Here is a 16,448-nt window from a genome sequence, read left to right on the forward strand (position 1 = left end):
CGCCCTTCGCTGCACCGGATTGGTGCGGATGGCGAACCTTACGACCGTAAAGTATAGCCGCCATTATGAGCCGCCACCGGGCCATTTGGTGCGTGGTGCGGGCGCAAAAAGGGAAAACGCCGACGGGCCGCCGAACGGCAGCCGGGGAGGGGCCGCACGCGGCCTTCCGGCCGCGCGCGGCGCGACGGGATCAGCCCGCCGCGACTTTGCGGCTGGTGCGCCGGAGCAGCGGCGCGAGGTACTTGCCGGTGAAGCTCGCCTTCGTCTTCGCGACCTGCTCGGGCGTGCCCTGCGCGATGATCTGGCCGCCGCCCGCGCCGCCTTCCGGGCCGAGGTCGATCACCCAGTCGGCCGTCTTGATCACGTCGAGGTTGTGCTCGATGATCACGACCGTATTGCCCTGGTCGCGCAGCCGGTGGATCACTTCGAGCAGCAGCGCGATGTCGTGGAAGTGCAGGCCGGTGGTCGGCTCGTCGAGGATGTACAGCGTGCGGCCCGTGTCGCGCTTGGAGAGCTCGAGCGACAGCTTCACGCGCTGCGCCTCGCCGCCCGACAGCGTCGTCGCCGACTGGCCGAGGCGGATGTAGCCGAGGCCGACGTCGAGCAGCGTCTTCAGCTTGCGCGCGACGACGGGCACCGCGTTGAAGAACTCGTACGCGTGCTCGACCGTCATGTCGAGCACTTCGCTGATGTTCTTGCCCTTGTACAGGACTTCGAGCGTCTCGCGGTTGTAGCGCTTGCCGTGGCAGACGTCGCACGGCACGTAGACGTCCGGCAGGAAGTGCATCTCGACCTTCAGCACGCCGTCGCCCTGGCACGACTCGCAGCGGCCGCCCTTCACGTTGAACGAGAAGCGGCCCGGATCGTAGCCGCGCTCCTTCGAGGTCGGCACGCCGGAGAACAGCTCGCGGATCGGCGTGAACAGGCCCGTATACGTGGCCGGGTTCGAGCGCGGCGTGCGGCCGATCGGCGACTGGTCGACGTTGATCACCTTGTCGAAATGCTCGAGACCCTCGATTGCCTCGTGCGGCGCCGGCTCGGCCGACGAGCCGTACAGGTGGCGCGCGACCGCGTGATACAGCGTGTCGTTGATCAGCGTCGACTTGCCGGAGCCGGACACGCCGGTGATGCAGGTCAGCAGGCCGACCGGCAGCGCGAGGTCGACGTGCTTCAGGTTGTTGCCGTACGCGTCGACGATGCGCAGCATCCGGTCCGGCTCGGGCGCGATCCGCTCGTCCGGATACTCGATCGTGCGCTTGCCGACGAGGTACTGGCCGGTCAGCGATGCCGCGTTCGCCTGCACCTGCTTCGGCGTGCCTTCGGCGACCACCACGCCGCCGTGCTCGCCCGCGCCGGGGCCCATGTCGACCACGTAGTCGGCGGTGCGGATCATGTCCTCGTCGTGCTCGACGACGATCACCGAGTTGCCGAGGTCGCGCAGGTGCTTGAGCGTCGCGATCAGCCGATCGTTGTCGCGCTGGTGCAGGCCGATCGACGGCTCGTCGAGCACGTACATCACGCCGGTGAGGCCCGAGCCGATCTGCGACGCGAGCCGGATGCGCTGCGCCTCGCCGCCCGACAGCGTTTCCGCGCTGCGCTCGAGCGACAGGTAGTCGAGGCCGACGTTGTTCAGGAAGGTCAGCCGCGCGACGATTTCCTTGATCACCTTTTCGGCGATTTCTCCCTTCGCGCCTTCGAGCGTCAGGCCGTCGAAGTAGCCGAGCGCGTCGCGCAGCGGCCAGCCGCTGACTTCGTAGATCGCGCGCGCGTAGTCGCCCGCGCCGACCCGCACGTAGCGCGCCTCGCGGCGCAGGCGGGTGCCGTCGCACGACGGGCACGGCTGGTTGTTCTGGTACTTCGACAGCTCCTCGCGCACCGCGACCGAATCGGTCTCGCGGTAGCGGCGCTCCAGGTTCGGGATGATCCCCTCGAACACGTGCTCGCGGATCGTCGTGCGGCCGCGCTCGTTGATGTACGAGAACGGGATCGTCTGCTTGCCGGAGCCGTACAGCAGCACCTTCCTGATCTTCTCGGGGAGGTCCTCGAACGCGGCGTCGATGTCGAATTCGTAGAACGCCGCGAGGCTCTGCAGCATCTGGAAGTAGAACTGGTTGCGCCGGTCCCAGCCCTTCACCGCGCCCGCGGCGAGCGACAGCGACGGGTGCGCGACGACCCGCTTCGGATCGAAGAACGTGATCTGGCCGAGGCCGTCGCATTCCGGGCACGCGCCCATCGGGTTGTTGAACGAGAACAGGCGCGGCTCGAGCTCCTGCAGCGAGTACGAGCAGATCGGGCACGCGAACTTCGAGCTGAACAGGTGTTCGCGGTCGGTATCCATCTCGAGCGCGATCGCGCGGCCGTCCGCGAGGCGCAGCGCCGTCTCGAACGACTCGGCGAGGCGCTGCTTCATGTCCGGGCGCACCTTGAGACGATCGACGACGACGTCGATCGTGTGCTTGTCGTTCTTCTTGAGCTTCGGCAGCGAGTCGACCTCGTAGATCTTCGCGACGCCTTCGTTCGCGGTGCCGCCGCCCGAGCGCACGCGAAAGCGCACGAAGCCCTGCGCCTGCATGTCCTCGAACAGCTCGGCGTGCTCGCCCTTGCGGTTCGCGACGACGGGCGCGAGGATCATCAGCTTGGTGTCCTCGGGCAGCGCGAGCGCCGCGTCGACCATCTGCGACACGCTTTGCGCTTCCAGCGGGATCTCGTGGTCCGGGCAATACGGCGTGCCGACCCGTGCGTACAAAAGTCGCAGGTAGTCGTGGATTTCGGTGACCGTGCCGACGGTCGAACGCGGGTTGTGCGACGTCGCCTTCTGCTCGATCGAGATCGCGGGCGACAGGCCCTCGATCAGGTCGACGTCCGGTTTCTCCATCAGCTGCAGGAACTGGCGCGCGTACGCGGACAGGCTTTCGACGTAGCGGCGCTGCCCTTCCGCATAAAGGGTATCGAACGCGAGCGACGACTTGCCCGACCCGGACAGCCCGGTAATCACGATCAGCTTGTGGCGCGGCAGGTCGAGATTGACGTTTTTCAGGTTGTGGGTGCGCGCCCCACGGATACGAATCTGTTCCATGAACCTGGCGAAAAGGAGGGGGACCAAACCTGCTACTATAACGGCTTTTCGAGACCGTCGTTCGGGGTTCCCGACCTTTGCAGCAGCTGTCAGCAAGGCCGACGCCCGCGCCGGGACGGCTGCCCGCCGCACGGCCTTGAGCGTGCCGGAGCGGCCTGCCGATGGCTCGCGTCGCACCCGGCCGCCCGCCCGGGCCGACGGCCGTGATCTTCCGCCGCCCGCTGCCGGGCGGACATTCCGATCATTCGAATTCACTCCCGATGTCCAATCCGTCCGCCACGTCTTCCCGCATGACTGCGCCCGAATTGCGCGCGACCACGTCGCTCGCCGCGATCTTCGCGCTGCGCATGCTCGGCCTGTTCATGATCATGCCGGTGTTCTCGGTCTACGCGAAAACCATCCCGGGCGGCGACAACGTGCTGCTCGTCGGCATCGCGCTCGGGGCCTACGGCGTCACGCAGTCGCTGCTCTACATCTTCTACGGCTGGGCGTCCGACAAGTTCGGGCGCAAGCCGGTGATCGCGACCGGCCTCCTGATCTTCGCGATCGGCAGCTTCGTCGCCGCGTTCGCGCACGACATCACGTGGATCATCGTCGGCCGCGTGATCCAGGGGATGGGCGCGGTGTCGTCCGCGGTGCTCGCGTTCATCGCGGACCTGACGTCCGAGCAGAACCGCACCAAGGCGATGGCGATGGTCGGCGGCTCGATCGGCGTGTCGTTCGCGGTCGCGATCGTCGGCGCGCCGATCGTGTTCCACTGGGTCGGGATGAACGGGCTGTTCGCGCTCGTCGGCGTGCTGTCGATCCTCGCGATCGGCGTCGTGCTGTGGGTCGTGCCGAATGCGGCGAAGCCCGTGCACGTGCCCGCGCCGTTCTCCGAAGTGCTGCACAACGCCGAACTGCTGCGCCTCAATTTCGGCGTGCTCGTGCTGCATGCCACGCAGACCGCGCTGTTCCTCGTCGTGCCGCGCCTGCTCGTCGACGGCGGGCTGCCGGTCGCGTCGCACTGGAAGGTCTACCTGCCGGTGATGGGGCTCGCTTTCGTGATGATGGTGCCGGCGATCATCGTCGCGGAAAAGCAGGGCAAGATGAAACCCGTGCTGCTCGGCGGCATCCTCGCTATCCTGATCGGCCAATTGCTGCTGGGCAGCACGCCGCATACCATCCTGATTGTGGCCGCGGTGCTGTTCGTCTATTTCCTCGGATTCAACATCCTGGAAGCGTCGCAGCCGTCGCTGGTCTCGAAGCTCGCGCCGGGCTCGCGCAAGGGTGCGGCCACGGGCGTGTACAACACGACGCAATCGATCGGGCTCGCGCTCGGCGGCGTCGTGGGCGGGTGGCTGCTCAAGCATGGCGGCGCGAACACGGTGTTCTACGCGTGCTCGGGCCTCGTGGCCGCGTGGCTTATAATCGCGGCCAGCATGAAGGCGCCGCCGCGCAAGGCCTGACCCCTTATCCGGGCTCGCATCGGCGGGGCTTGCCGGGCAGCCCGGCGGGCCGGCTCGACGTGATCCGCGAGCGGCCCGGCATCGAATCTATTGGAGAAACACATGGCATCCGTCAACAAGGTCATCCTCGTCGGCAATCTCGGCGCCGATCCTGAAGTCCGTTACCTGCCGAGCGGCGACGCGGTTGCGAACATCCGTCTCGCGACGACCGACCGCTACAAGGACAAGGCGAGCGGCGAGTTCAAGGAAATGACCGAGTGGCATCGCGTCGCGTTCTTCGGCCGCCTCGCGGAAATCGTCAGCGAATACCTGAAGAAGGGTTCGTCGGTGTATATCGAAGGCCGCATCCGTACCCGCAAGTGGCAAGGCCAGGACGGCCAGGATCGTTACTCGACCGAAATCGTCGCCGACCAGATGCAGATGCTCGGCGGCCGCGGTGGTTCGGGCGGCGGCGGTGGCGGTGGTGACGAAGGCGGTTACGGCGGCGGCTACGGCGGTGGTGGTGGCGGCCGTGGCGAGCAGATGGAGCGTGGCGGCGGCGGCGGTCGTGCCGGCGGCGCGGCGCGTGGCGGTAGCGGCGGCGGCGCGCAAAGCCGTCCGAGCGCGCCGGCCGGCGGCGGGTTCGACGAGATGGACGACGATATTCCGTTCTGACGATCAGCTTCTGCTTCGCATAAGCAAAAAGCCCGTAACCCTCGCGGTTACGGGCTTTTTGTTTGGTCTTGACCCATCCTGGGTCGCCGACTTGCTTTCTTGTCCGGGATTCAGGATTCCACCCGGCTTCACATCCCCTTCGCCACGTTCGTCCCTGCAACAGTCCTGCCGAAATTTCCGACAAGACTTGTCGCGTATCCATACCGGGAGAACACCATGCGAGATGCACCGAATCGCGTCTGCGAAGCGGCTTCAGCGTTACGTCGCGTCAAACTCCGCAATCCGCCCGCATCGCTGCCGGCCGTCGCCGCCGGCGCACATCGAGGAGGAGCGAGCCATGAGTAACGACGCGCTCGATCCTCTGCTGCGGCAGTTCGCCGAGAAACAATTGGGACGGGCTTTGGCGCCGGGGGAAGAGAAGGCGCTGCTGGAGCGGCTGTCGCGCCGGGCGGCTGACCGGCAGGCGACGGCTGCCGGTCCGGGCTCGCAGCCTGCGCGCCAGTCGCCCGCTTCGAACCCGCCGCTTGCGCCGCTGAAAACCCGCCAGGAAGCGCGGGAGCAGATCAAGCACTTCCTGCAGCTCAATCAGCAGAAAGCCTACGAGAAGATGCGCGGCATCCTGCAGTCGATCGACGCGCAGAACGAGGCGACGCTCGGCGTGCTGGCAACGGAGCAGAGAAAGGTTTCCGGCATGCTCGACACACGCGAGCCGGCGGACGGGCCGCCCGCCGCGAATCCGCAGTCGGGCGCGACCGATATCCAGGACAGTACGCGCCAGGCGCTGATGCTGATCGGCGAGCAGCTGACCGGCCTCATCAAGCAGGAAATCGATGCGTGCTTTCGGCATTACGTCGATCCGCTCGCCGAACGCGTGCAGGCCATCCACGAATGGCTGCAGAACCTCGACGCATGCGTGAAGGAGCCGGACATACCCGCACCCGCCGCGGTCCCGGCGGCATCGCCGGATATCGCGTCGCCGCCCGTTCACGATACCTCCGACCAAGCGTCCTTGAAGTAGCACGCGGGCCAAGCGGCCAAGCAGGCCAAGCGGACCAGCACCAGGTCAGCGAGCCTTCGACGTGCGACCTCGTAACCGTCACGTGAACCAAGGAGCAAGAGATGTCCGAACACTGCCATGTCTGCCACGTCAATCCTGCGATTACCGATGCCGTCACGCAGGCCAACGTCAAGGTCGTCGCCGAAGCGCCGGCGATGGCGATGGGCTCGCTTTATCAAGCCCAGAGCCATTCGCTGAGCATCCTGTTCGAGAACGCAGTGCAGCAGCAGTCGCAGGCGGCGATCCAGTCGCAGACCTCGACGAACGTGGGCACGATGCAGCTGTACACCATCGGGCCGGAAAGCGCGGGCGCCGCCGCCACGGAAATCGGGGCGAACGGGATTCTTTCCGTGCTGGCCGACGTGATCGCGATCGCGAAGGTGATTTAAGGCGTTAGCGCGACGCCGGGGTTGAGCGGCGGCTCAGTGGCGTGAGCCGTCGCCATCGCCGATGTCATGCCGTTCATCGTTCCGGATAACTGATCAACCGAGCTGCGCCGAGACTCCGTTGCGGCTGTCAGCCAACCAGGAGAAACAACCATGCCAGGACCCGAAATCCCCGATCTGGATCCCTGCAATTGCAAGACCTGCATCGTCAACCCCGCGATTACCGATGCCGTCACGCAAGCCAACGTGAAGGTGGTCGCCGAAGCGCCGGCGATGGCGATGGGCTCGCTCTATCAGGCCCAGAGCCATTCGCTCAGCATCCTGTTCGAGAACGCCGTGCAGCAGCAGTCGCAATCCGCGGTGCAACTGCCGACCTCGACGAATGTGGGCACGATGCAGCTCTATACGCTCGGGCCGGCGAGCGCCGGCGCCGCCGCCACGGAAATCGGGTCGAACGGCGTGATTGCCGTGCTGGCCGACGTGATTGCGATCGCGGAGACGATCGGGAAGAGGGCGCAATCCTGACGCGCCGACGTCGGCGGCGGCCTGGTCATCCCGGCCGCCGTCGACGCATGACGCCGCACCGATCCATGCAAAGGCAGCCGAGCGCGCCGCCACGACGTCCCCGGCCGGCGCGCGCCGCCATCCGATCCACCGATGCTTGCGCAGGGCCTCGTCGCCGGCCGCAGGCAAACCAGGAGTAACGACATGCCGGAACAGGTTTCCCCTGCGATCACCGATGCCGTCACGCAGGTCAACACGAAGGTGGTCGGCGAGGCGCCCGCCATGGCGTTGGGCACGCTGTTGCAGTCGAACAGCCATGCGACGTCGATCCTGCTTCACAACGCGGTGCAGATGCAGGCGAACCAGGCCGCATCCAACCAGGCCGCGACGACCGTCGGCATCATGCAGCTCTATAGCACCTCGCCGGCCGCGATCGCCGCTGCGGCGCAGGCGGCGAACCCCTCCTTTACGTCGCAGCTGGCCGCGATCGCGCAACTCATGAATGCGCTCAGGCACTGGCGAGGATGACCTCCGCTGCGCGCCGGGTGTGAAGCAAGGGGGATCGAAGGGGGCTTCGCCCGGCGCGCATATCCGGCTGCGGAATGCGGGTTCGACGCGTTCCGCCGCGCCGAAGCGGCGTCTCCTGGCGATGCGGCCTTGCGCCGGATCGCCATCGTTCGTGCCGGCACGTCAGTTCGCGTCGACGATGCCCCGCAGCAGCTCCGGCTTTTCGATCGTCACGCGTTGCCCGTGCAGCCGGATCACGCCTTCGCGCTGCAATTTCTGCAGGCTGCTGTTCAGCCGCGGGCGGCTGACATTGAGCATGGCCGCGAGGATGCTCTGATTCTCCGGTAACGGCACCTCCTGATCGCCGCCCTGCATGCGGTTCAGCAGATGGCGCGCGAGCCTTGCCTCCAGCCGGTACAGGCACGCCGACTCGACGAAATCGCTCAGCTGATGGATGTGCCGGCACAACTGCTCGTAGATGCGGTCCATGAAATCGGCGTTCGCCAGCAACGGTGCGAAATGCTGCCGATGCAGCAGCGAAATGCGGCAGTCCGGACTGAGCTGGGCGGTAAAGCTGCGCCGCTGAGCGTGCAGCAGCGTGCTTTCGCCGATGAGTTCGCCCGGCAGCGAATGGCCCAGGATGATCTCGCGGCCGCCGGGTTCGTGCAGCGTCTTGTAGACGCGGCCGCGATGCACGAATGCGACGAAATCCTCCGGGTCTCCCTTGAAGAACAGCAGGCGGTTGCCGTGCTCGGGCCAGGGCATCAGGTGCCGCTCGATATGCGCGAGAAGGCTTTCGGGGAGCTCCGTGAGTATCGGTATATTGCGCAGCGCTTGAATGTTGGCGAAGGCAGACATGTTTCCCGTGCGCGGTTGTTTGTCAGTGCAGCCACCTAGCGGAAAACGTTGCCTTGTGAGCAGCGTGAAAACGAAATAATCAAGATGACGTAATAATCGGTCATGTCCCGGGCGGTCGCTCCCGGCGCACATTGGAAAGCGGCGGTCCGGCCGGGGTGGAGATTAAGAATTTCCGTTCATAATAATCAAGAATATTCATTAAATCGAGCCGCTTAAATTCGTTGTTACGCGGGTAACAGCGTTATCCGCGGCTTCGAATCGATTCTGTGTTTTCCATTAAAAAGGAAGGCACGGGATGAAAACCTCAAACCAGCGCGAGACCCCAGCCGATGCCTCATTGACGCAACAGCTCGACAGCACCTGGCGGGAAATGGAGGGCAAATTGCGTCGCCGCGCGCGCCTCCTGTGCAAGGGCGATGTTCATCGCGCCGACGAGCTGCTTTCCGATACGGCGCTGAAGGTCCATATCTACCTGCAGCGCTCGCCCGACCGGGTGCAGAACCTCGCCGGCTTTCTGTTCCTGGCGCTGAACCACGCGTTTCTCGATTGCGTGCGGCGGCGTCGCCGCGAAAACTGCGTGCTCGAATTCGATGCGGACTGGGATGACGATCACGTCGTCGAGCTGGCGGGCCATACGCCGTCGGTCGAGCAGCAGCTCCTGCTCAGACAGCAGCTGCTGCGCCTCGAGCATGCGCTGTCCCTGCTCCCGCCGCAGCAGCAGACGCTGTTCGCGCTGAAGTTCGAGGAAGACCGGCCGTACCTGCACATCGCCGCCACGCTCGGCATCAACGAAGCGCTGGCGAGAAAGCGCGTGGAACTGCTGCGCAAGAAGTTGCGCGAGGAGCTGGCCTGAGCGCGTTCACAAACGCAGGCTCGCAGCGTCCGTAACGGCAGATGCGGCGTCGACGCCATTGCGGCCTGCGCGTTTCTTCCATCGTATGCGGGACCCGAGATCCAAGGAGGCCTCGTGGCAGACAAAGTCAATGAACAGATCACCGACGCCGTGACGCAGTCCAACGTCAACGTCGTCGCGGGATCGCCCGCTCAGGCGCTGGGCACGCTCTACCAGATGTTCAGCCAGGCCGTCGGCATATCGGCGCAGAACATGACGCAGCAGCAGGCGGCGTTGAACCAGATTTCGAACGCGGTCGTGTCCAAGGCGGTGGCGATGATTCTGGCCGTCGAGGCGTCGCCCAATAGCTCGCAGGGTGGCACGCCGGGCGCCGCACCGGGTGCGGGCCCGCAGCACGGTGTGCTGCCGCCCGTTTTTCCGAAGTAGTGCTGCGCAGATTTTCAGGACTCTGAACCATGAATAAGAAAGGCAACCTGGGCGGGCAGGACGACGACGCGGCGGCCAAGCGCGACGTCGCGCAACACGGAGCCGAATCGGCGGCGCCGGCAGCGGCCGATCCGCGCGCCGGCGCGTCGAAGGCGGGCGCGCGATCGTGGCCGGTCAGTCGGCTGCGACGGCTCACCGATTCGCTGAAGGCGCCGAACCAGATCCGCGAGCCGGAGTGGCCCGGCCATGCGTCGATGCAGTCGGTGCAGGCGATCAATGCGGAGGCGGCATCCTACGCGACGACCCAGATCGCCGTCGGCCCGAACATGATGATCACGCAGGCCGGCGGCCTGGTGGCGCAGGCGGCGGCGAACTACTTCGAGGCGTCCACGTCGCTGGCGATCGCCGGCAAGAGCGTGCTGATGAAGGATCTGGCGCAGAAGACCGTCGATGAGGACATCAAAGGGATGGCGATGGACGCGATGGGGCTGCTGTTGACGGACCTGTTCGTCGCGACCGCGGCGATGGTGGCGGGCGCGGCCGAAGCGATCGAAGGCGAGGCGGCGAGCATCGCGCTCGACAAGATCGACGAAAGCCTGCAGAAGTATCAGGCGCTGCTGGACAAGAAGGGCGGGTAGGCGTTCCGTGTTCAACGCCCTGGTCGGGGACGAGGAGGCCGTCGATGAACTGCCTGATTCGAATTGGCGCAAGCTGCGACGGCACGCCGGCCCGCATGGCGAGGGATCTGCAGCGATCGAAGTCCAGGCGTCGGGCGGCGCTGAACGCGAGCCCGGCCTTCGAACCCGACAGGCGCTTGGGGTCGGCGATGCGAACCAGTGGGCGAAGGCATGCACACTGCCGGGTGACGCAGCGCATGGCCTGCCGCGGCGGAAGCCGGCCGCGCACCGCCGTCCGATGACGCGCATGCGGCGCTCGAGATGCCGATGCCTATTGCCGCGCGGCGCCGAACGATCCGTACTGCCTCGCACGAGCGAATAGACATTCCGGATGACGAACGTTCCGGGAAATGACACCCGTGAAATCGGGTCGATTGACGTTGACTCGGCCGGCGACAACACTCAATCGACGGCGCCGTCGATTCATTCAATTCCGAAGTCCATTCAACTCACGCGAGGAAAACATGCCTTACATCCTTCAGCACGTACAAGGTCCCGCGCCGCTGCCGGTGGGTGAGCGCGTCTGGGGAGACGCACCCGAGATCGATTTCGGCGCGATGACGAGCTGCATCGCGCTGGTCGAGGAAACACCGGGCCAGCCGCTTTCGGTGCGCGCGATCCACCTGTCGATCGTCAGCGCCGACGGCACGCCCGTCTACGATCCGGCGTCGAACGTCGCAGGACAGATCGGCGCGATCATGCCGGCGAACGGCAACTTGCGCGCGTGTCTCGGGCGGATCGACATCTGGCAGAACAATGCGTCGGCCCAGGTGAGAAACTTTTTCGTCGCGCTGATGCAGCAGCTGAATATCCTCGACTGGGTGCAGTTGCCCGACGGCAATCTGCAGGCGAGGGTGCACAACGGAGGCATCCAGTATCGGCAGAGCGGCGCATGGGTCGACGTGTAAGCCCGACGTGCGTGACGATCGCGCACCGTTTTTCCAGCACCGGCCGCGCTTCGTCGCGGCCGGTGTATTTATGACGCGTCACGACGCCGCCACGAATCTTCGGCTATGCTGCACCCTTTGGCGCTTCGATCGAGGGGGGACCATGCGGCGTGTCGTGTTCAACCAGAAGGGCGGCGTAGGCAAGTCGACGATCGTCTGTAATCTCGCCGCGATCAGCGCGAACGAAGGGCTGCGCACGCTGGTGATCGACCTGGACGCGCAGGCGAACTCGACCCAGTACCTGCTCGGCGAGCGCGCCGCCGGCACCGCGCCGACCGTCGCCGACTTCTTCGAAACCGCGCTGACGTTCAACTTCCGGCCGGTCGACGCCGCGTCGTACATTCATCCGACCCCGTTCGAGAACCTCGACGTGATGCCCGCGCATCCGGATCTCGATGCGCTGCACGGCAAGCTCGAATCCCGCTACAAGATCTACAAGCTGCGCGACGCGCTGAACGAGCTCGACGCGTACGACGCGGTCTACATCGACACGCCGCCCGCGCTCAATTTCTACACGCGGTCCGCGCTGATCGCGGTCGAGCGCTGCCTGATCCCGTTCGACTGCGACGACTTCTCGCGCCGCGCGCTGTACACGCTGCTCGAGAACGTGAAGGAGATCCAGCAGGACCACAACGCGGGGCTCGAGGTCGAAGGGATCGTGATCAACCAGTTCCAGCCGCGTGCGAGCCTGCCGCAGCAGCTCGTCGACGAACTCGTCGGCGAAGGGCTGCCCGTGCTCGCGTCGCGGCTGTCGTCGTCGGTGAAGATCCGCGAATCGCACCAGCGTGCGACCCCCGTCATTCATCTCGAACCGGGGCACAAGCTCGCGCAGGAATTCCGCGCACTGCATCAAGAATTGGCCGGCTGACGCCGCCGCCGCGCTGCCCGAATCACCGCCATCCCACGTCCGCGCATGCATGCGCGGCGCCCGCTCTCGCCCTGTCTCGTTGCCGGCCTGCGCCCGGCCTTATTCCAGTTTTTGGAAAATAATCGTGAAAACGATTTTGATGAAAATCAGCAAAAACGTTTTCAGTGAGCGTGATTCATCCATAAATGATTCGTCTATGAGCGCGCACTAATTTTTCATTCGTCATAATAATAGGTGCGTAAAACTTTCCTGCCGATCCGGTCAAAAAGTAGTCAAAATGTGAAAATCGTTTTCAGACGGGCGTTTGCGAAATGTCCCTGAAATAAATTGCCGCCAGACCCGATTGGCGTGGCCGTTTACGAATTAGGGTTTATACCGACTATTGATGCCAATCAATTGACAATTAATGCAACTAGAATGGACACTCTAAACGTCGCGCAAACAATGTATGATGTGCGATAAATAAGAAACCGAACGAAATGTTCGGCATCCGTATTTCCTTTACAAACTCTCGAATTGTAAACAGGAGCGTTCCGATGTCCTTTTTCGCCCCCGAAAAACTTGTTGCCGATTACCAAGCCGGCGTCGCTGCCTGGTTCGCTGTCGCCCATCCGGCACTGCGCGGTTTCGAGGCCGTGGTCGACCTCAACCTGCAGGCGACCAAGACGGCGCTGACGGAATACGAAGACAGCCTGAAGGGCGCCTTCAGCGGCACCAGCCCCGCCGAATTCATCACGCACCAGCTGGGCGCGTCGCAGCAGTCGGTCACCAAGGCGGCGTCGTACGGCCGCCATCTGCTCGACATCGCGACGGCGACCCAGGCCGAGTGGGCGAAGGTCGCGCAAGCGCAGTACGAGCAGAACGACAAGCGCCTGAAGGACGTGATCGGCGAGCTGACGAAGCACGCGCCGGCCGGTACGGCTCCGGTGGTCGCCGCCTTCAACTCGGCGCTGTCCGCGGCCACCGCGGCGGCGGAATCGGTGCGCGCGGCGACGGGCCAGGTGATCGAGGCGGCGCAGAGCGGCCTCGACGCCGTCGGCGCGTCCGCGCGCAACGGCAAGCCGGCGGCGGGCGCCGCACGCAAGGACGCGGGCGCGCGCGAAACGGCGGCCTGAGCGCGCGTCGCGCGTTCGCGCGACGCATCGATCGACGCGACCCGCCGCCGGACGCTGCGTGTGCCACGCGATGTTCGGCCGCGATGTTCGCGAGCCGCCGTGCCGCGTAGCGGTCGTGCGGCAACCGATGCCGGACCGGCGCCGGCCGGCGGCACAACAGCAATGTGACTCTGATGCAGGAATCGAACATGACGGACGTAGTGATCGTATCGGCCGCGCGGACCGCGGTCGGCAAATTCGGCGGCACGCTCGCGAAGATCGCGGCGCCGGAGCTGGGCGCGACGGTGATCCGCGCGGTGCTGGAGCGCGCCGGCGTGAAGCCGGAGCAGGTGAGCGAAGTGATCATGGGCCAGGTGCTGGCGGCCGGCTCGGGCCAGAACCCGGCGCGGCAGTCGCTGATCAAGGCCGGGCTGCCGAGCGCGGTGCCGGGGATGACGATCAACAAGGTATGCGGCTCGGGCCTGAAGGCGGTGATGCTGGCGGCGAACGCGATCGCGGCGGGCGACGCGGAGATCGTGGTCGCGGGCGGGCAGGAGAACATGAGCGCGGCGCCGCACGTGCTGCCGGGCTCGCGCGACGGGTTCCGGATGGGCGACGCGAAGCTGGTCGACACGATGATCGTCGACGGGCTGTGGGACGTGTACAACCAGTACCACATGGGGATCACGGCGGAGAACGTCGCGAAGGAGTACGGGATCACGCGCGAGGAGCAGGACGCCTTCGCGGCGCTGTCGCAGAACAAGGCGGAAGCGGCGCAGAAGGCGGGGCGCTTCGACGACGAGATCGTGCCGGTGGCGATCCCGCAGAGGAAGGGCGAGCCGCTGCAGTTCACGACGGACGAGTTCGTGCGTCACGGCGTGACGGCGGACGCGCTGGCGGGGCTGAAGCCGGCGTTCGCGAAGGACGGCACGGTGACGGCGGCGAACGCGTCGGGGATCAACGACGGCGCGGCGGCGGTGCTGGTGATGTCGGCGCAGAAGGCGGCGGCGCTGGGTCTGACGCCGCTGGCGCGGATCAAGGCGTACGCGAACGCGGGGGTGGACCCGAGCGTGATGGGGATGGGTCCGGTGCCGGCGTCGCGGCGGTGCCTGGAGCGGGCGGGCTGGACGCCGGGCGACCTGGACCTGATGGAGATCAACGAGGCGTTCGCGGCGCAGGCGCTGGCGGTGCACAAGCAGATGGGCTGGGACACGTCGAAGGTGAACGTGAACGGCGGGGCGATCGCGATCGGTCATCCGATCGGGGCATCGGGCTGCCGGATCCTGGTGACGCTGCTGCACGAGATGGTCAAGCGCGACGCGAAGCGCGGGCTGGCGTCGCTGTGCATCGGCGGCGGGATGGGGGTTGCGCTCGCGCTCGAGCGCGGCTGAGCGGTTTCTGACAGCGGTTTGTGAGATTGGGCGCCGTCGCGGTGCAGGCCTGCGCCACGACGGCGGCCCGTGACGGCTTGCGCGCCGGACAAGCAGTACAGAACAAAAACGCGCGATTCGACGATGCGCGCGGCGCATCGAAGCGGTGTGGGCGGCAAGCGGTGCCCAGGCGGCGCCAATGGGCCGCCACATCATCGATTACTCTTTTTGTCGGTACTCTATAGGATGACTAAGCGAATTGCAGTTGTGACAGGTGGAATGGGTGGTCTCGGCGAAGCAATCAGCATCCGGTTGCACGACGCGGGCTACCGGGTCGTCGTCACGTATTCGCCGAACAACAATGGCGTCGACCGCTGGTTGACCGAGATGCACGCCGCGGGCCGCGAATTCCACGCGTATCCGGTGGACGTGGCCGATCACGACTCGTGCCAGCAATGTGTGGCGAAGATCGTGCAGGACGTCGGGCCGATCGACGTGCTGGTGAACAACGCGGGCATCACGCGCGACATGACGTTCCGCAAGCTCGACAAGGTCAACTGGGACGCGGTGATCCGCACCAACCTCGATTCCGTGTTCAACATGACCAAGCCGGTGTGCGAAGGGATGGTCGAGCGCGGCTGGGGGCGGATCGTCAACATCTCGTCGGTCAACGGCTCGAAGGGTTCGGTCGGCCAGACCAACTACGCGGCCGCGAAGGCCGGCATGCACGGCTTCACGAAATCGCTCGCGCTGGAAGTCGCGCGCAAGGGCGTGACGGTGAACACCGTGTCGCCCGGCTATCTGGCGACGAAGATGGTGACGGCGATTCCGCAGGACGTCCTCGACAGCAAGATCCTGCCGCAGATTCCGGCCGGCCGGCTCGGCAAGCCGGAGGAGGTCGCGGCGCTCGTCGCGTACCTGTGCTCCGACGAGGCGGGCTTCGTGACCGGCTCCAACATCGCGATCAACGGCGGGCAGCACATGCATTGACGCGCGGCGGCCCGGGCTGCGCGCCTCGCGCGCCCGGGACGTGCTCCAGCGCTATCCAGCGCCGGGGCAGCGCGCGTGCGCGATGACGACGACGGACGCGGGCCTCTGCTCGTTCTGCCCGCCCCGCTCGCCATCGCCCGCCGCGCCGCCGCGGCTTCACATTCCGGAGCAGGCATGGGTGACACCTCGATGGGGCTCGCGATCGGCGGGGCAGCACTCGCCGTCGCGCTGACGGCGGCGATCGTTCACTACTGGCTCGAGCGGCGCCGCGCGCGCTTGCTGCGCGATTTCGATCATCGCGACTGCTGGCGTGCGGCATACGGCGAGGCGGCCTTGCGCGGCATCAGGGCGAAGCGCCGGGCGGGTTGAGCGGACCCGTGGCGGCGCAGCCGTGCGCTGCGCCGCCGCGGACTGCGTTCAGTCGCTGCCGTCCTTGTGGAACACCCGCTTCGTCGTGCGCTTGGTCGCGTCCCAGCCTTCGCGCGATGCGTGCTTGGTCGCGTCCCAACCCTCGCGCGACGCATGCGCGACGCCGTGGCCGACCGCCTTCGCGGCGCTCGCGGTCGCATGGCCGAAGCTGCGCGCGGCCTCGCCGGTCTTGTGCGCGGCTTCCTTCGAGTCGCGCTTGATGTCCTGCTTCACTTCGGACAGGTCAGCGTGCGCGGCCGGGCAAACCGTCGCGAACACGAGTGCGGCAAAAATGAACTGACGACCTTTCACCACCAGATTCCTC

Annotated in this window: 18 protein-coding genes; 15 read left to right on the forward strand and 3 right to left on the reverse strand. The window is 65.9% G+C overall.

The annotated features are described in order from the left end of the window. Nucleotides 1-190: 190 nt before the first annotated feature. Nucleotides 191-3,076: an excinuclease ABC subunit UvrA gene (gene uvrA, locus HWX31_RS13080; protein ID WP_174964386.1), complete on the reverse strand. Its 2,886-nt coding sequence runs from the start codon at nucleotides 3,074-3,076 to the stop codon at nucleotides 191-193. A gap of 260 nt (nucleotides 3,077-3,336) precedes the next feature. Between uvrA and HWX31_RS13085 the strand changes: the two genes are divergently transcribed. From HWX31_RS13085 to HWX31_RS13110, 6 genes are all read left to right on the forward strand, one after another. Beyond that, nucleotides 3,337-4,524 carry an MFS transporter gene (locus HWX31_RS13085; RefSeq protein ID WP_174964385.1) on the forward strand — a complete coding sequence of 396 codons (1,188 nt, stop codon included), beginning with the start codon at nucleotides 3,337-3,339 and terminating at the stop codon, nucleotides 4,522-4,524. Between the two features lie 102 nt (nucleotides 4,525-4,626). After that, a complete protein-coding gene (locus tag HWX31_RS13090) occupies nucleotides 4,627-5,178 on the forward strand; it encodes a single-stranded DNA-binding protein (protein ID WP_059612808.1) in 552 nt (183 codons plus the stop codon). A 337-nt stretch (nucleotides 5,179-5,515) separates the two neighbouring features. Beyond that, nucleotides 5,516-6,196: a hypothetical protein gene (locus HWX31_RS13095; protein WP_174964384.1), complete on the forward strand. Its 681-nt coding sequence runs from the start codon at nucleotides 5,516-5,518 to the stop codon at nucleotides 6,194-6,196. 101 nt (nucleotides 6,197-6,297) lie between these two features. After that, nucleotides 6,298-6,624: a RebB family R body protein gene (locus HWX31_RS13100; RefSeq protein WP_010096375.1), complete on the forward strand. Its 327-nt coding sequence runs from the start codon at nucleotides 6,298-6,300 to the stop codon at nucleotides 6,622-6,624. A gap of 150 nt (nucleotides 6,625-6,774) precedes the next feature. Next, entirely contained in the window at nucleotides 6,775-7,146 is a 372-nt protein-coding gene (locus HWX31_RS13105) for a RebB family R body protein (RefSeq protein ID WP_059613254.1), read from the forward strand. Between the two features lie 183 nt (nucleotides 7,147-7,329). Continuing rightward, nucleotides 7,330-7,653: a RebB family R body protein gene (locus tag HWX31_RS13110; RefSeq protein ID WP_059612801.1), complete on the forward strand. Its 324-nt coding sequence runs from the start codon at nucleotides 7,330-7,332 to the stop codon at nucleotides 7,651-7,653. Nucleotides 7,654-7,815: 162 nt separating this feature from the next. Here HWX31_RS13110 and HWX31_RS13115 read toward each other — a convergent pair whose 3' ends face one another. Then, entirely contained in the window at nucleotides 7,816-8,622 is an 807-nt protein-coding gene (locus tag HWX31_RS13115) for a Crp/Fnr family transcriptional regulator (protein WP_244143741.1), read from the reverse strand. A gap of 163 nt (nucleotides 8,623-8,785) precedes the next feature. Here HWX31_RS13115 and HWX31_RS13120 point away from each other — a divergent pair, with 163 nt between their 5' ends. The 9 genes from HWX31_RS13120 to HWX31_RS13160 all read left to right on the forward strand — a co-directional run bounded on the left by HWX31_RS13120 (nucleotide 8,786) and on the right by HWX31_RS13160 (nucleotide 16,084). Then, nucleotides 8,786-9,343, forward strand: a complete 558-nt coding sequence (locus HWX31_RS13120) for an RNA polymerase sigma factor (protein WP_174964383.1) — start codon at nucleotides 8,786-8,788, stop codon at nucleotides 9,341-9,343. 114 nt (nucleotides 9,344-9,457) lie between these two features. Continuing rightward, complete coding sequence (locus HWX31_RS13125) at nucleotides 9,458-9,769, forward strand: RebB family R body protein (protein WP_174964382.1); 312 nt, start codon at nucleotides 9,458-9,460, stop codon at nucleotides 9,767-9,769. 29 nt (nucleotides 9,770-9,798) lie between these two features. Next, nucleotides 9,799-10,407 carry a hypothetical protein gene (locus HWX31_RS13130; protein ID WP_174964381.1) on the forward strand — a complete coding sequence of 203 codons (609 nt, stop codon included), beginning with the start codon at nucleotides 9,799-9,801 and terminating at the stop codon, nucleotides 10,405-10,407. A gap of 503 nt (nucleotides 10,408-10,910) precedes the next feature. Next, nucleotides 10,911-11,354, forward strand: a complete 444-nt coding sequence (locus HWX31_RS13135; RefSeq protein ID WP_174964380.1) for a hypothetical protein — start codon at nucleotides 10,911-10,913, stop codon at nucleotides 11,352-11,354. Between the two features lie 142 nt (nucleotides 11,355-11,496). Further along, complete coding sequence (locus tag HWX31_RS13140; protein WP_059650535.1) at nucleotides 11,497-12,261, forward strand: ParA family protein; 765 nt, start codon at nucleotides 11,497-11,499, stop codon at nucleotides 12,259-12,261. A gap of 536 nt (nucleotides 12,262-12,797) precedes the next feature. Then, complete coding sequence (gene phaP, locus HWX31_RS13145; protein WP_174964379.1) at nucleotides 12,798-13,376, forward strand: TIGR01841 family phasin; 579 nt, start codon at nucleotides 12,798-12,800, stop codon at nucleotides 13,374-13,376. A 188-nt stretch (nucleotides 13,377-13,564) separates the two neighbouring features. Continuing rightward, nucleotides 13,565-14,746 (forward strand): acetyl-CoA C-acetyltransferase, encoded by a 1,182-nt coding sequence (locus HWX31_RS13150; RefSeq protein WP_174964378.1) that lies wholly within the window; start codon nucleotides 13,565-13,567, stop codon nucleotides 14,744-14,746. Between the two features lie 225 nt (nucleotides 14,747-14,971). Beyond that, complete coding sequence (gene phbB / locus HWX31_RS13155) at nucleotides 14,972-15,715, forward strand: acetoacetyl-CoA reductase (protein ID WP_059612187.1); 744 nt, start codon at nucleotides 14,972-14,974, stop codon at nucleotides 15,713-15,715. 174 nt (nucleotides 15,716-15,889) lie between these two features. Beyond that, entirely contained in the window at nucleotides 15,890-16,084 is a 195-nt protein-coding gene (locus HWX31_RS13160; RefSeq protein ID WP_059636429.1) for a hypothetical protein, read from the forward strand. 48 nt (nucleotides 16,085-16,132) lie between these two features. On the opposite strand, the gene HWX31_RS13165 is transcribed toward HWX31_RS13160, so the two are convergent. Beyond that, nucleotides 16,133-16,435, reverse strand: coding sequence for a hypothetical protein (locus HWX31_RS13165; protein WP_059534324.1), 303 nt, complete (start codon nucleotides 16,433-16,435; stop codon nucleotides 16,133-16,135). Nucleotides 16,436-16,448 lie beyond the last annotated feature (13 nt).

It is taken from the genome of Burkholderia ubonensis (assembly GCF_902833085.1).
Taxonomy (GTDB): Bacteria; Pseudomonadota; Gammaproteobacteria; order Burkholderiales; family Burkholderiaceae; genus Burkholderia; species Burkholderia ubonensis.